Origin of the sequence: Lacinutrix algicola (assembly GCF_001418085.1) — a bacterium.
GTDB classification, from domain to species: Bacteria; Bacteroidota; Bacteroidia; order Flavobacteriales; family Flavobacteriaceae; genus Lacinutrix; species Lacinutrix algicola.
This window is the reverse complement of sequence record NZ_LIQH01000022.1, coordinates 1-15,076: the sequence shown is the minus strand read 5'-3', so window position 1 is coordinate 15,076 and position 15,076 is coordinate 1. Positions and strand designations below refer to the sequence as shown.

The window sequence follows — 15,076 nt, the reverse complement described above, 5'->3', positions numbered from 1 at the left end:
CAATCTCTAGTTACTTTTACTGTAATCTTAGTAAAAATAACTTTATGTTCGCTTTTATATATTGAGTTGGGTTATCCTTTTATTAGAGATTAACGTCTTCCACCACGACCACCGCGATTTCCTCCTCCGTACATTTCTCTCATCTCTTCCATTTTCTTTTTAACGATGTCGTTATATTCGGCTTTAGTAACCTCTTTTCCTTTTGAAGGCTTTTTAATCTCTTGCTTTTCTGAAGGATTCATTACTATTTTAGAACATAAAATAGTTGTTCTCCCAGAATTGATTTCAAGAATTAAACCTGGTAAACCCCAAAAATCTCCAGGACCATTATTTACAGGAATTTGCATTGTATACCAAGCAACAACTTCTTCTTCTTTTGGAATATCGATTTCATCCATAATATCTGTTGACTTTCCTTCAGTCGATGCTACTACAGAAGAATCATTTGCCTTCTCTCCTTCTTTAGCTTCTCCTTTTCCAAAAGCACTAACAGTTCTATCTCCTTTTGCAGCTTTTTCTTCTTTCTTTTTATCATCATCACGAGGATTTCTTCTCATTTTAGAAAAATCCATTTCATCAACTTTTTTAGTTGCAACAGCTTTCATTGCCATGTACTTACCAATTTGCTTGGTTTCACCTGTCATTTTCCACTCTAACTTCTCTAAATCATCCTTAATAAGAAACTGCTTTCCAAAAAACTCTTGATCTTGAATTAACTGTCCATCTTTAATATTTTTGTATTGTGCACCAGCAGTAAAACTACTCATCATACCTCTAAAGCCTCCTCCAGAACCAGGAGCATCTAACTTCTCGTCTTCTTTATAACTAGACTCTGTTTTGTTGAATGTTAAAACATATGTTTTTTCTAACATACCTTTCATTCTTTCTGCTATTATTTTTTTTCTTTCCGGACTCATATCCTTTCCTCCAAAACCGTCCATATCCATTGTTGTTTTAGACATGTAAGTTGCTACTCCTTGAAAATCATCTTGCGCAGACAAAAATGAAGCCGAGAATAACGTAATGCAGATTAGTAATGCTTTTAATTTCATAATATTGTTTCTTAATTGGTTTTGTAAAATTACAGTTAACTACTGTTAGACGATCAAAAACAAAAAATGTTTAACCTGGATATGTTAAAACTTTCTTAAAAAAATTAACTGCCACAACACTAATATTTCTAAGTTGTGGTTTCTTATAAAAAGTGGTTCAATTTTTGTACTTTTCAATTCTCAATGAAAAAGCTACTTTATATATTTTTAATACTTACCTATTCTGCTTTTGCTCAAGATAAAATTAAGGCAGAACTTACAAGTAAAACCAACTTTAATGCGGACTCTGTTATTGGTATAGATAATTTTGGGACTACCTTCTACACCTTAAATAACACCTTAATAAAGAAGCAAGAAGACAAATTACTTAAGTATAGCAACGTACATTTAGGCACAATTACATCTGCAAGCAACTTTAATCCTCTTAAAATAAATGTTTTTTACAAAGCATTTAATACTGTTACAATATTAGACAATCGTTTAGCCGAGATTTATAAAATAGACTTCAACCAGACTAAACCATACAAAAATGTATCACATATTTCTACAGGAAGTGACAACACTATTTGGGTTTTTAATCAAGATTTAATGCAATTGGAATTGTACGATTATAAAACAAAAACCATTCGTGCCAAAACACTACCAACAGAAAGCAACATACTAGATATAGCTAGCAACTATAATTCATGTTGGCTATTGACCAAAAACTACATTTACGAGTATAATTATTTTGGAAGCTTAATATCTAAAACACAAAACACAGGTTACACAAACATTAAAGAAAGTAACGAAAATATAATATTAAAAAAAGACAATACACTATTCTACATTGATAAAAACACAGAAACAACTAAACCTCTTAACATTACAAATTTGTTAATAAGTCAGTTTTTTGTAACCAATCAAATCGTGTATATTTACACCGATAAAGAGCTTTATCGCTACCAACTTAAATTAAAATAATATGCACGTTGCCATTGCCGGAAACATTGGAGCTGGAAAAACTACGCTCACAAAATTACTTGCCAAACACTATAATTGGGAAGCACAATTAGAAGACGTTGTAGATAATCCTTATTTAGATGATTTCTATAACCAGATGGAACGCTGGAGTTTTAATTTACAAGTTTACTTTTTAAACAGTCGTTTTCGTCAAGTAGGGCAAATTCGCGAAAGCGGTAAAGACATTATTCAAGACCGTACTATTTATGAAGATGCGCATATTTTTGCACCAAACCTTCATGCTATGGGATTGATGACTAATCGTGATTTCGAGAACTACTCTTCACTTTTCGAACTTATGGAAAGCTTTGTGCAAGGTCCAGATTTATTAATTTATTTACGTAGCTCAATCTCTAATTTGGTTTCTCAAATCCATAAAAGAGGACGTGATTACGAAAACTCTATTAGTATTGATTATTTAAGCAGACTTAACGAGCGTTATGAAGCTTGGATAACAGGTTACGATAAAGGAAACTTATTAATTATAGATGTAGATAATCTTGATTTTGTTGACAATCCAGAAGACCTAGGATTTATACTCAATAAAATAGACGCCGAGATAAACGGTTTATTTTAAATCAATAATTAGTTTTTTTTTTGCGTTACCACAAGGGTCGCGCTATCCACTATATCTTTTTTGCGCATAAGCGCACACAAAAAAGGATGCCGCTACTATCGCTAACGTCTCACTCGGAAAAAACAAAAAAAACTCAAATTACTCCTGTAAAGGATAACACCAAAAGGATAACCGAAAGAATAATACCTGCAATTTTACTGTAAAAAACACTAATTGAAGTATAATCTGGAGAGTGCTTATACGAGTTATAAGCCCTCGTTATTCCATAAAACGAATAGAACAATTGGATAACACAGTAAATTAAAAGTATAGTAGTACTTTCCATGAGTTAGCGCTCTATAAATCCATTTTCACGCGCATGAGCAATAGCCTGCGCACTACTCTCTACCAATAACGCCGGTGTTGTTTTATAACTCTCAAGCAAACCTTTTACACGTAGTATTTTCTTTTTATGCTTTACGCTACGTAAATAAATAGCTTTAATACGATCTGGAAACTGGGCAGCAATTTCAATATAAATATCTACATCGTGCTCACCACTATCACCAATTAAAATAAAAGGCAAATCTGGATATGTTTTAAGTAAATTTAAAATTTCTTTTTGCTTCTGTGGCTTTTTATTGGGAGTCTTTTTCTTTAACATGTCACTAAAACTCCTCAATAAAATAGGTCCTTTAGGAAAATTATTTTGTCTTAAAAACAACTCTAAATAGCGATACAAATTCCATGGACTATGGCTTACATAAAATATAGGATTTGCATTCTTACCAGATTTTCCGCGATGTAATAAATGATAAAACTCCGCCGTACCTTCTAAAGGCAAACGCATTTTTGCAGATTTAAATATAGTATTATACAATACTCGCCATTTTAATGTAGATACGACTCCTGTATGTAAAATAGTATCATCAATATCACTTGCTACACCAAATTCTGTTTTAATAGAAGGTATTAAAATTTCGGCAGGAAAACTGTTATTATTTTGTATGTTCCTTTTAATATTAGTATTGTTATATGAAACTTCGCAGGCTAGCCAACCTTCAACATTAACCAAATCTTTTAAACCTTTTAAAGTTGCTTCAACCTTAAAATAACCATGATCATCGCTTTCTGCTTTTAATATTTTTCCATTTGGCAACTTTATATTAATACCAACATGTTTTACTTCGTCACTTTCAAGGCGTTTCCAACTATTAATTAACAACCTAAAAAAACCTTGTTGATCTAAATCTATAGACTCGTCTTGCAAGGTTCTTCCTCTTAAATAGAAATGCGTATCTGTTCCATAACTCTGGAATGCAATAATTTGTAACGGATCTTTTTTCAACCAACTCATACTTCAAATTAAGCACAAAAAAAACTGCTAATCAAATTAGCAGCTTTAAATTTACAGCTTCAATATTTTTTTTCTAGCTTCTATTCTTTGCTTTAAGAGATTCAGCATACTCTTTTGTTTCTGTATTAACCTTATCTAAACTCCCTTCAAAAGTTTTCTTAGTTATTTTTATTTTTCCATTTTCAATCACAGTGGATGTTACTATAGATTTTGCCGTTCCTTCTATTAAAGTACCATCAGTCTCTGTTCCTACAGAAAGCTCATTCACTATTTCAACATTAGAAATATTCATTGCCATACCGTCTTCGGTATGTCCTCCTAAAATTGGAGCAATTACTAAACCTATTAAACAGGTTAACTTAATTAAAATATTCATTGATGGGCCTGATGTATCCTTAAACGGATCTCCAACAGTATCACCGGTTACGGCTGCTTTATGAGCTTCCGATCCTTTGAACGTCATCACTCCATTAATCTCTACTCCTGCTTCAAAAGATTTCTTGGCGTTATCCCAAGCACCACCAGCATTATTTTGAAAGATTGCCCATAATACTCCAGATACTGTAACTCCAGCCATATAACCACCAAGCATTTCGGCTATAGCCATATTATTCATTCCAAAAATCATAGGAACAAAAGCGATTACTAACGGAAAACCAATAGTTAATAAACCTGGTAACATCATTTCTTTTAAAGATGCTTTTGTAGAAATAGCAACACACTTATCGTATTCTGGCTTTCCTGTACCTTCCATAATTCCCGGAATCTCTTTAAATTGTCTTCTTACTTCTTCTACCATTTCCATGGCCGCTTTTCCAACTGCATTCATTGCTAAAGCAGAAAACACCACTGGCACCATTCCTCCAACAAATAACATTGCTAAAACTGGCGCTTTAAAAATATTAATACCATCGATTCCTGTAAAGGTTACATAGGCAGCAAATAAAGCTAAAGATGTTAATGCTGCCGAAGCAATTGCAAAACCTTTTCCTGTTGCCGCAGTTGTATTGCCAACTGCATCTAAAATATCTGTACGCTCTCTTACAATTGGTTCTTGTTCGCTCATTTCGGCAATACCGCCTGCATTATCTGCTATCGGTCCAAAAGCATCAATAGCTAATTGCATAGCTGTTGTAGCCATCATTGCAGAAGCTGCTAACGCAACTCCATAAAATCCTGCGAAGGCATAAGATGCCCATATTGCACCAGCAAATAATAAGACCGATGGGAATGTAGAAATCATTCCTGTTGCTAAACCTGCTATAATATTTGTTCCTGCTCCTGTAGACGATTGTTGTACTATTTTTAATATTGGCTTTTTCCCTAATCCCGTATAATATTCTGTAACACCCGAAATAACTGCTCCAACAATTAAACCTACAAGTGTGGCATAAAATACTCGCATTGAAGAAATCTCAATTAATCCCTCTCCAAAGAAACTCATTTGCATAGTTTCTGGTAACATCCATTTACATAAACCAAAACAAGCAATAGCTACTAGAATAATAGACGTCCAGTTTCCTTTATTAAGTGCTCCCATTACTTGAGACTCTTTAGCTTCATTACTATTTATCTTTACCAACATAGTACCAATAATGGAAATAATTATTCCCACACCAGCAATAGACATTGGTAATAAGATAGGACCAATTCCTCCAAAGGCTTCACCAATATTTCCACCCATATCTTTAATAACATAATTACCAAGAACCATTGCCGCTAATACCGTTGCTACGTAAGACCCAAATAAATCGGCTCCCATGCCTGCAACATCTCCGACATTATCTCCAACGTTATCGGCAATTGTTGCCGGATTTCTAGGATCGTCTTCAGGAATACCAGCTTCTACTTTACCTACTAAATCGGCTCCAACATCTGCAGCCTTTGTATATATCCCACCACCAACACGTGCAAATAAAGCAATAGACTCTGCTCCTAAAGAAAAACCTGCTAGAGTCTCAAGCACAATAGTCATATCCATTGTATTTGTCCAAACACCACCCATAAAAAATTGAAAGAATGCTATAAAAAATAACGTTAAACCTAAAACCGCAAGTCCAGCAACTCCAAGTCCCATTACAGTTCCACCTCCAAAAGAAATATTTAACGCTTTTGGTAAACTTGTTCTTGCTGCCTGCGTTGTTCTTACGTTGGTTTTTGTTGCTATTTTCATCCCTAAATTTCCTGCAAAAGCAGAAAATACTGCACCACATATAAATGCAACAACTATTAACCAATGTGTTGTAGGTACAACAAATGACACTATAGCTAACAATACACTTACTATAATTACAAAAACCGTAAGCAATCTATATTCTGCATTTAAAAAAGCTAAAGCTCCTTCGTAGATGTGATCTGAAATTTCTTTCATCTTTCCATCTCCCGCATCTTGTTTCATTACCCACTTTTGCTTAATTGCCATATAGATTAAGCCTAATATTGCCAACACTATCGGCAAATAAATCATCATTTTATCCATAATTTTTAGTTTGATTGATTTTTACTAACACTAATGTAATGAATTCAAATTAAAGCACTTAGATTTATTAAAATCACATTTTTAACTAAAAATACATATATTCAATAATAATTATTTTTTAATGCACTTTTTTCAACTGATTTGAAGCAATCAACTCTTAAAAACATACAACTATCTGAAAATAAATATTTAAACAAAAAAAAAGCCTATTCTTTCGAATAGGCTTTTTTAAACTTAAAACTACAACTTAGTTTTTCGTCTTATTTTTAAACTTATCAAACTCTCCTTGTTTAACCTCTCTTGGCCAAGAATTATTAGAAGTATCTACATCTGCAGTTTCTAATTTAGGATCTACAGTTATACCAACAATCTCTTTGCTTGAAGAAATAGCTTTGCTAACTTCATTATCATTAAGTCTCCAAATTTGTGCTGGATATGTTTCTGTTTTACTAGTTCCATCTGCATAAGCATACTCAACTATAATTGGCATTACCAATCCACCTGGCTTATTGAAAGTAACGTTATAGAAAAATTTAGGCTCTTCCATTTTCGCACGTTCTTCAGCAGTAAAATTATCCATTAAGTATTCTTTTAATGGTGTAGAATTATCAGAAATGCTTTCGCTTTTCATTCCTTCAGTATGCTCTTCACTTCCATCTTCTACAAAATAGACTAAATCTTTTTCATCTATTCCGTAACGTTTAGCTAGATTTCCTCCTGCAGTATTTGGCTTAGTAGTTACATAGTATTTTTTTACATCTTTAACTCCTATATCAACATAATCTGTTGTATAAAACCATCCTCTCCAGTACCAATCTAAATCGAATGCTGAAGCATCTTCCATAGTACGGAAAAAATCTTCTGGTGTTGGGTGTTTAAACATCCAACGTTGCGCATATTCTCTAAATGCATAATCGAACAATTCTGGTCCCATTACTGTTTCACGAAGAATATTTAATGCTGTTCCTGGCTTACCGTAAGCATTGTTTCCAAATTGGTAAGTATTTAAACCTTTTGTCATGATAGGAGCAATAAAATCTTGATCTCCTCCCATATATCTTGTAATATTTGCTGCTGGTCCACGACGTGAAGGATATGCCGATTGCCCTTCAGATAAAGCTCCTGGGTACCATTTTCCAAAATCTTGCTCTGCAACATACTGCACAAAAGTATTTAAACCTTCGTCCATCCATGTCCACTGGCGCTCATCACTGTTTACAATCATTGGGAAGAAGTTATGTCCAACCTCATGAATAATTACAGACATCATTCCAAATTTAACACGATCACTATAGTTTCCATCTTTATCTGGACGACCATAATTCCAGCAAATCATTGGATATTCCATACCTTGCTGTTTAGCATGTACTGAAATAGCTTTATGATAAGGATAATCGAAAGTCATACGTGAGTAAGATTTTAATGTACTTGCAACTGCCTTAGTAGACCAATCTTCCCATAACGGGTTTCCTTCTTTTCCATACATAGAAACAGCCATGACATCTTTGTTTCCAATTTTTACAGACATCATGTCCCAAATGTAACGTCTTGAAGTTGCAAAACCGAAATCTCTAACGTTCTCTGCATATAATTTCCAAGTTTTTGTTTTTGAAGATTTAGTTTTTAGTTTTTCAACTACTTCATCTTGAGTAACAACTACAACTGGCTCATCGTATGATTTCTTCGCTTTCTCGTAACGCTTCATCATATCTTTAGAAAATACATCTTTTCTATTTGTTAACTTTCCTGTACCATCTAAAATATGATCTGCAGGTACTGTTATATTCACTTCAAAGTTTCCGAATGGTAACGCAAATTCGTCACGTCCCCAAAACTGAGAGTTTTGCCATCCTTCTACATCATTATAAACAGCCATTCTAGGATAGAATTGTGCCATTACATACGCTCTATTATCGTCTTCTGGAAAATACTCGTACCCAGAACGACCTCTTCCATTAACGTGATCATTAATGTTATACCACCACTTAATTGAAAATGAAAATTTTTCTCCAGAAGCTAATGGCTTAGGCATATCTACACGCATCATTGTACGATTAATCATGTGCTGTAAAGGCTTACCATTTGTTCCTTTTACTTCTTCTATATTAAAACCACCATCGAAACCATCACTCATGTAATCGTTAGCGTAAGAAGAAATTTGAGCTGCAGGTCTAACTCCACTACCTTCAATTAAAGGCGTTTTAGAATCTTTAGCTCTCATGTTTTGATCTAATTGCACCCAAAGATATTTAAGTACATCTGGTGAATTATTAGTATAAGTAATCGTTTCGAAACCAGATAATTTAGCATTAACATCGTCTAATTCTAGATCCATCTTGTAATCTGCCTGTTGCTGATAATAAGCAACACCAGGAGCTCCAGATGCAGCACGATACATGTTGGGAGTAGAAAACTCCTCGTAAAGTTGCTTGAATTTGTTTTGATTAACGTGCCCTTGTTGAGGCTCTTTTTTTTCTTGATCTTGCTGAGCAAACACGCCAACAGTAACAAAAAGTGCAGATAGCACCAAGTACTTTAAATTGTTCATTTTTTTGTTATTTTCAGAATAGAGGATGAATTTAACAAATTTTAAGATTTAAACATTCCTTTTTTCAGAAGTTTAACATTCCTTTATCGTTTTCAGGGATTAAAATAAAAGATTTATCCTTACCATTTATATGTGTTCTCACGATATTTTTTTGATCGCTAAACAAATCATATAACACACTATTTTTAATACTAAAAGATTTAATGCTAACTACTTTTTCTATTTCTAAATAACATTGCACTACATCTCCATCGTATTCTTTACCAATAAATTTTATAACAGATTGCTCTCCGTTAATATCTATTTTTATTCTAGAAAGTAAATATTTTTTAATGTAGCTATCTATTTGTGTTTCATCTGTATTTACATCTAAAACTATTTTATCGTCGAATCTCTCTTTAAGAAGTCTCTCGAAATCGTCTATAAAAATTCTTGTAATAATCTGTACAGATTGCTGCTCTTTTACGTATTCAATTTTAGTAATACTTACATAATATTTATGTGCACTAGTAAAGGCTAATGATACAACTAGAGCTAAAACTAAAATTGATTTAAAAATTTTCATGTGTATATATTTCGATTGCTAAATTACTTAAAGTAGACAAAAAGTATTCCAAGTTTTTAGTTATTCTTTTAAAGCAAGGTTTTCTTTATAAACAACATACTTTTCTTTCAAAAAAATTAAAGCTTCTAAATCATTAGAAGCACATCTATTTTCGAAAGCATCATCCTCTGCACAGAAATAAAAAAACTCTGCTCTAAGTTCTTCTTTTAATTCATTCTCTTTAAAAAAAACTTCAGACAATCTGTTTTTTAAAGCATTCATTAATTTTGTATTATTTTCAATGTCAACACGCTTTTTAAGTTCTTTAGTCCTTCCTGAAATTCCATTTAAAATTGGATTTAAAGGGATTGAACCGCCAAGAATCCCCAATAACATTACAGGTTTAAACTCTCCTGCTTCTGCTAATAACCGCTGGCTTTTGGTTTTCCTTTTTCCTTTATAACCAGGTATTCCAACATCGTAGAAATCTATTGATCTTTTCGCATCAGAATTTAAAACATCTTTATTTAAATCTCCTGTTAGCGTGAAGCCTATTAACGCTTCGGGTAATTGGTTCACCTGAGTCTCTAGGTTAACATTAAGCGTTTTGTTTGTAATATTGTCTACTGTTACAATATGCATTAAAGATTTGTACTGTACCGATGTAAAAACGACTGTATCATTTACAATTGCATCTATTATAAATTCACCTTTATCGCTTGTAGTTGCATATTTTTTTTGAGAACGATTTATAACATGAATACCATCAATACTTTCTTCTCCTGCAACAGTACCTACTAAAATTGTGTTTTGAGAAAAACTAAAACAAGAAATTAAAAATATCAGATAAAAAATATTATTCTTTACCGTCATCTTTAGTCGCTAAGAATACTTTGCTTTTTTCAAATAAGTATTCAATTAATTTTAATTCATTTTTAGGCTCTAAAAGTGTATCATCGAAATGAGACTCTTCTATAAAACCAATAAAACCTTGTACTCTATCTCCTGGAATATTATAATTTTCTATAAAATATGAAGGGCTAAAGGCGTAAGAAACACTAGAAACTGGAGTTTCCAATCTTGGATCTGTCTTAGCTTTCTTATTCTTATTTTTAAAAATCCAATTACTTAACAAACCTATAATTGCCATACCGTCTGCCTGAAATCGCTGACGATCGTTTTGAGTTCCTATAGCTATATTATCTACCTTAGAATGGTAATCGTCTGGCATTTCAAAATTCTCGAAACTTCCAAATTCAAAAACAATAGCATCAGATACTTTAGCATTTTTGGCATCTGTGGCAAGATCACCTGTTAAATCGTATGGCAATAAAACCACTTCGTCAAGTGTATTTACATATTCTTTTAAATATATTTTTAAAACTTTAGTATCTATAACTGGCTCTGTTATTTTTGTTGTAAAAGGAATTAATTGAACAGAAGACACACGAATCTCATCATTTAAAGCAACCTTAATTACAAAATTCCCTATAGAATCTGTAACCGTTCCTTTATTTGAAGTTGTATTATAGACAGTAATGTTCTCGACATCGTCTACATCTACAATTATTTTACCTTTAACTTCAATTCGCGAAATATCTTGAGCGAACATAGACACTGTTGCTAAAGAAAAAAATAGTAGAAATAATAATGGTTTCATATGGCTTGGTTTAGTTATGTAAATAACGGTTTTCATTTCTTAATTAAATTTTAAAAGAGTTTTAAACTTTTGTTAAAAAGAGAACTCTTTATATTTTATCGTTAAATTAGTGTCATATAAATTTACAACAAATAAACTATAATGAGAAGTATAATTATTGCCAGTACATCAACCGTTTTTGGAGGAAAACCATTAGACTATCTTTTAGATGAATTAAAAATTCATTTTAAAGACTCGGATGACATACTTTTTATTCCTTACGCTAGACCTGGTGGAATTTCTCATAATGAATATACTGAAAAAATTAAAAAGCCTTTTAAAAGTATAGGTAAAAAAGTAAAAGGCATTCATGAATTCAAAGATCCAATTGAAGCAATAAAACAAGCAAAAGGTATTTATGTTGGTGGTGGGAATACTTTTGTTTTAGTTAGCGAACTCTATAGAAACAAATGCCTAAACGCTATCAAAGAAGCTATTAATAACGGAACACCTTACTTAGGAACAAGCGCGGGAAGTAATATTTGTGGACTTACCATGAATACAACTAACGATATGCCAATTGTTTATCCACCAAGCTTTAAAACCTTAGGTTTTGTACCTTTTAATATCAATCCGCATTACTTAGACCCGATAATTGGAAGTAAACATATGGGAGAAACTCGAGAAACACGTATTAAAGAGTTCCACCAATTTAACACACAACCAGTAATTGGACTGCGAGAAGGAAGCTATCTAGAAATTAAAGGCAAGGATATTGTTTTAAAAGGAAGTTTGAAAGCTAGAATTTTCGAATACGAAAAGGAACCTTACGAGATTGAAACAAATACTTCTTTAAATAATTTTAAATAAAGAAGTAACCTCCAAACATTTCTTCTTTACAAGTATATCTTACCGAAACCACTCTAGAAGGCATTCCTTTTTCAATCAAAAAGAAAAACGACTAAATTATTTATTCATTAAAAACAAAGCACAAAAAAAAGCTTCATCGATTAGATGAAGCTTTTGAGCGAGAGACCAGGTTCGAACTGGCGACATTCAGCTTGGAAGGCTGACGCTCTACCAACTGAGCTACTCTCGCATTTCCGATGGCAAAAATAGTATTTATTTAGGAATAACAATTATAATTCTTGATTTTTTTTACGCATTTCATCGAATATATTCACACTTAATCGATAACCTGTCTACTGTCAGGCTTTTACAGTAAGAATAAAGCTAATCAAAATTATATTTGAGGAAAAAGCTTTATAAATGAAAAAGTTCCTACTGATATTTACTCTCTTACTTAGCACAAGTATATTCGCACAAGTTAAAATAGGTGAAAACCCACAAACTATAGATCAAAATTCTATCCTAGAATTAGAGAGTACAACAAAAACCCTAGTTGTTACAAGAATAACTTCTGCCCAAATGAACGCCATCACTCCTCTAGAAGGAGCCATTGCTTATAACACAGATGAAGATTGCCTTTTCCAATACAATAACAATACATGGAATAGCCTATGTGTAGATGTAATGGCAAATGAAACTATAACATCAATAACATTAAACAATGATGGCACTTTTACGTATGTTGACGAAGCTGGTAACAACACTATTATCTCATTAAACGATTCGGATTCAGACAACACTAACGAACTTAACACTGCAGTAATCCTTAACGGAACAAGCCTTGAAACAACTGATGCTGGAGGAACTATAACTACCGATTTATCAACACTAGATGAATCTGTAGAAGTTGCTACTAACTCAACAGACATCGCTGCTTTAGAAACGGAGCAAGTAACTCAAAACACAGCAATTACAAACAATGAAACTGCAATAGCAGATCATATTACTGCTGATGAAGATACAGATGCATCTAACGAAATTCAAACAGTAGCTTCTTCAGACAGTTCTGTAACTGTAGTTACAGATGCTGATAACAATATCAATTTAAGCGTAACTCCTTTTGATGATACTGCTATTCAAACTCAAATCACAGAGAATGCTGATGATATTGATGCTTTAGAAACAGAACAAACAACTCAAAATACTGCGATAGCTGGTAATACAACGAATATTACAACTAACGAAACAGACATCGCTGCTTTAGAAACGGAGCAAGCAACTCAAAACACAGCAATTACAAACAATGAAACTGCAATAGCAGATCATATTACTGCTGATGAAGATACAGATGCATCTAACGAAATTCAAACAGTAGCTTCTTCAGACAGTTCTGTAAACGTAACTACAGACGCGAACAATAACATCAATTTAAGCGTAACTCCTTTTGATGATACTGCTATTCAAACTCAAATCACAGAAAATGCTGATGATATTGATGCTTTAGAAACAGAACAAACAACTCAAAATACTGCGATAGCTGGTAATACAACGAATATTACAACTAACGCAACAGACATCGCTGCTTTAGAAACGGAGCAAGCAACACAAAACACAGCAATAACAAATAATGAAACTGCAATAGCAGATCATATTACTGCTGATGAAGATACAGACGCAACTAACGAAATTCAAACAGTAGCTTCTTCAGACAGTTCTGTAAACGTAACTACAGACGCTAACAATAACATCAATTTAAGCGTAACTCCTTTTGATGATACTGCTATTCAAACTCAAATCACAGAGAATGCTGATGATATTGATGCTTTAGAAACGGAGCAAGCAACACAAAACACAGCAATAACAAATAATGAAACTGCAATAGCAGATCATATTACTGCTGATGAAGATACAGATGCATCTAACGAAATTCAAACAGTAGCTTCTTCAGACAGTTCTGTAACTGTAGTTACAGATGCTGATAACAATATCAATTTAAGCGTAACTCCTTTTGATGATACTGCTATTCAAACTCAAATCACAGAGAATGCTGATGATATTGATGCTTTAGAAACAGAACAAACAACTCAAAATACTGCGATAGCTGGTAATACAACGAATATTACAACTAACGAAACAGACATCGCTGCTTTAGAAACGGAGCAAGCAACTCAAAACACAGCAATTACAAACAATGAAACTGCAATAGCAGATCATATTACTGCTGATGAAGATACAGATGCATCTAACGAAATTCAAACAGTAGCTTCTTCAGACAGTTCTGTAAACGTAACTACAGACGCGAACAATAACATCAATTTAAGCGTAACTCCTTTTGATGATACTGCTATTCAAACTCAAATCACAGAGAATGCTGATGATATTGATGCTTTAGAAACAGAACAAACAACTCAAAATACTGCGATAGCTGGTAATACAACGAATATTACAACTAACGAAACAGACATCGCTGCTTTAGAAACGGAGCAAGCAACACAAAACACAGCAATAACAAATAATGAAACTGCAATAGCAGATCATATTACTGCTGATGAAGATACAGATGCATCTAACGAAATTCAAACAGTAGCTTCTTCAGACAGTTCTGTAACTGTAGTTACAGATGCTGATAACAATATCAATTTAAGCGTAACTCCTTTTGATGATACTGCTATTCAAACTCAAATCACAGAGAATGCTGATGATATTGATGCTTTAGAAACAGAACAAACAACTCAAAATACTGCGATAGCTGGTAATACAACGAATATTACAACTAACGAAACAGACATCGCTGCTTTAGAAGCGGAGCAAGCAACTCAAAACACAGCAATTACAAACAATGAAACTGCAATAGCAGATCATATTACTGCTGATGAAGATACAGATGCATCTAACGAAATTACAAACAGTAGCGTTCGTTCGTAGACAGTTCTGTAACTGTAGTTACAGGATGCTGATAACAATATCAATTTAAGCGTAACTCCTTTTGATGATACTGCTATTCAAACTCAAATCACAGAGAATGCTGATGATATTGATGCTTTAGAAAC

11 protein-coding genes and 1 tRNA gene are annotated in these 15,076 nt (G+C 33.1%); 4 read left to right on the top strand and 8 right to left on the bottom strand.

Going from position 1 to position 15,076, the window contains the following annotated elements:
* Positions 1–89: 89 nt before the first annotated feature.
* Positions 90–1,052: a GLPGLI family protein gene (locus tag ASC41_RS02600; RefSeq protein WP_055435092.1), complete on the bottom strand. Its 963-nt coding sequence runs from the start codon at positions 1,050–1,052 to the stop codon at positions 90–92.
* A 183-nt stretch (positions 1,053–1,235) separates the two neighbouring features.
* Here ASC41_RS02600 and ASC41_RS02595 point away from each other — a divergent pair, with 183 nt between their 5' ends.
* Positions 1,236–2,015 carry a hypothetical protein gene (locus ASC41_RS02595; protein WP_055435091.1) on the top strand — a complete coding sequence of 260 codons (780 nt, stop codon included), beginning with the start codon at positions 1,236–1,238 and terminating at the stop codon, positions 2,013–2,015.
* Position 2,016: 1 nt separating this feature from the next.
* Positions 2,017–2,631, top strand: coding sequence for a deoxynucleoside kinase (locus ASC41_RS02590; protein ID WP_055435090.1), 615 nt, complete (start codon positions 2,017–2,019; stop codon positions 2,629–2,631).
* Between the two features lie 328 nt (positions 2,632–2,959).
* Here the strand turns inward: ASC41_RS02590 and ASC41_RS02585 are convergent, their stop codons facing one another.
* From ASC41_RS02585 to ASC41_RS02560, 6 genes are all read right to left on the bottom strand, one after another.
* The gene (locus tag ASC41_RS02585; protein ID WP_055435089.1) at positions 2,960–3,967 is read right to left on the bottom strand and encodes an App1 family protein; all 1,008 of its coding nucleotides are present in this window, start codon (positions 3,965–3,967) and stop codon (positions 2,960–2,962) included.
* Between the two features lie 73 nt (positions 3,968–4,040).
* Positions 4,041–6,446, bottom strand: coding sequence for a sodium-translocating pyrophosphatase (locus ASC41_RS02580; RefSeq protein ID WP_055435088.1), 2,406 nt, complete (start codon positions 6,444–6,446; stop codon positions 4,041–4,043).
* A 247-nt stretch (positions 6,447–6,693) separates the two neighbouring features.
* Positions 6,694–8,994, bottom strand: coding sequence for a M1 family metallopeptidase (locus ASC41_RS02575; RefSeq protein WP_055435087.1), 2,301 nt, complete (start codon positions 8,992–8,994; stop codon positions 6,694–6,696).
* Between the two features lie 64 nt (positions 8,995–9,058).
* Positions 9,059–9,559: a DUF6702 family protein gene (locus tag ASC41_RS02570; protein ID WP_055435086.1), complete on the bottom strand. Its 501-nt coding sequence runs from the start codon at positions 9,557–9,559 to the stop codon at positions 9,059–9,061.
* Between the two features lie 60 nt (positions 9,560–9,619).
* Positions 9,620–10,411 (bottom strand): peptidase associated/transthyretin-like domain-containing protein, encoded by a 792-nt coding sequence (locus ASC41_RS02565; RefSeq protein WP_055435085.1) that lies wholly within the window; start codon positions 10,409–10,411, stop codon positions 9,620–9,622.
* Complete coding sequence (locus ASC41_RS02560) at positions 10,395–11,198, bottom strand: hypothetical protein (RefSeq protein ID WP_055435084.1); 804 nt, start codon at positions 11,196–11,198, stop codon at positions 10,395–10,397. Before ASC41_RS02560 ends, ASC41_RS02565 begins: the two co-directional genes overlap by 17 nt.
* 141 nt (positions 11,199–11,339) lie before the next feature.
* Here ASC41_RS02560 and pepE point away from each other — a divergent pair, with 141 nt between their 5' ends.
* The gene (pepE, locus tag ASC41_RS02555; RefSeq protein ID WP_055435083.1) at positions 11,340–12,047 is read left to right on the top strand and encodes a dipeptidase PepE; all 708 of its coding nucleotides are present in this window, start codon (positions 11,340–11,342) and stop codon (positions 12,045–12,047) included.
* A 156-nt stretch (positions 12,048–12,203) separates the two neighbouring features.
* On the opposite strand, the gene ASC41_RS02550 is transcribed toward pepE, so the two are convergent.
* A tRNA-Gly gene (locus tag ASC41_RS02550) sits at positions 12,204–12,276 on the bottom strand.
* 170 nt (positions 12,277–12,446) lie between these two features.
* Between ASC41_RS02550 and ASC41_RS02545 the strand changes: the two genes are divergently transcribed.
* Positions 12,447–14,951 (top strand): beta strand repeat-containing protein, encoded by a 2,505-nt coding sequence (locus tag ASC41_RS02545; protein WP_055435082.1) that lies wholly within the window; start codon positions 12,447–12,449, stop codon positions 14,949–14,951.
* The last annotated feature ends 125 nt before the right edge of the window (positions 14,952–15,076 follow it).